At 71.1% G+C, this 1,064-nt stretch carries 1 protein-coding gene and 1 pseudogene; both read right to left on the bottom strand.

The genetic code is table 11. From position 1 onward, the window contains the following. The coding region (gene trpA / locus AB0M92_RS39300) for a tryptophan synthase subunit alpha (RefSeq protein WP_366107198.1) at positions 1–813 on the bottom strand (813 nt) is incomplete at its 3' end. Next, positions 810–1,064: pseudogene (locus AB0M92_RS39295) on the bottom strand (tryptophan synthase subunit beta); the annotation flags it as partial. The pseudogene AB0M92_RS39295 and the gene trpA, both read right to left, overlap by 4 nt.

Below are 1,064 nucleotides of genomic sequence, written 5' to 3'. Positions count from 1 at the left end.
GCCCCTGCGGATGCCTTCGGCGAGTTCGCCGGCGAGTGCCTTGACGGCGGTCAGGCCGGCTGCCTGGTCGGGTGCGTCGAGGAGCAGTTTGACGAAGGCGGAGCCGACGATGACTCCGTCGGCGAAGGTGGCGACTTGTCTGGCCTGGGCCGCGTTGGAGACGCCGAGGCCGACGCAGACGGGGAGGTCGGTGGTGGTGCGGGTGCGGCGGACCAGTTCTTGTGCCTGGTTGCCGACGGATTCGCGGGTGCCGGTGACGCCCATGAGGGAGGCGGCGTAGACGAAGCCGGATCCGGCGGCGGTGATGGTGGCCAGGCGCTGGTCCTTGCTGCTGGGGGCGACGACGAAGACGGTGGCGAGGCCGTGCTTGTCGGCGTGCTCGCGCCACAGTGCGGATTCCTGGACGGGCAGGTCGGGCAGGATGCAGCCCGCGCCGCCCGCGGCGGCGAGCTCGGCGGTGAAGCGTTCGACGCCGTAGCGGTCGATGGGGTTCCAGTACGTCATGACCAGGATCGGGGCGCCGGTGGCCTGGTGGGCTTCGCGGACGGTGCGCAGGGTGTCGGCGATCTTGACGCCGCCGCGCAGGGCGATGTCGTCGGCGGTCTGGATGATCGCGCCGTCCAGGACGGGGTCGCTGTGGGGGAGGCCGATCTCGACGATGTCGGCGCCGCCGGCGATGACGGCCTTGACGGCTTCGATGGCTCCGTCGACGGTGGGGAATCCGGCCGGGAGGTAGGCGACGAGGGCGGCCCGGTCCTCGGCTTTGGCCTTGGCGAGGGTGGCGGAGAGGAGTTCGATGTTCCCGGTGCTCACTTGGTCTCCCCCTCGCAGGCGTCGGTGGTGGTGTTGTTGTCGTAGAGGTGGAAGTAGCGGGCGGCGGTGTCCATGTCCTTGTCGCCGCGGCCGGACAGGTTGACCACGATCAGGCCGTCCTTGCCGAGTTCCCTGCCCAGGTCGAGGGCGCCGGCGAGGGCGTGGGCGGACTCGATGGCGGGGATGATGCCCTCGGTGCGCGAGAGCAGGCGCAGGGCCTGCATGGCGGCGTCGTCGGTGACGGCCCGGTA

It is taken from the genome of Streptomyces sp. NPDC051582, from assembly GCF_040681715.1.
Lineage (GTDB): Bacteria > Actinomycetota > Actinomycetes > Streptomycetales > Streptomycetaceae > Streptomyces.
The sequence above is the reverse complement of the archived record's forward strand: the minus strand, read 5'-3'. Positions and strand labels throughout refer to the sequence as shown.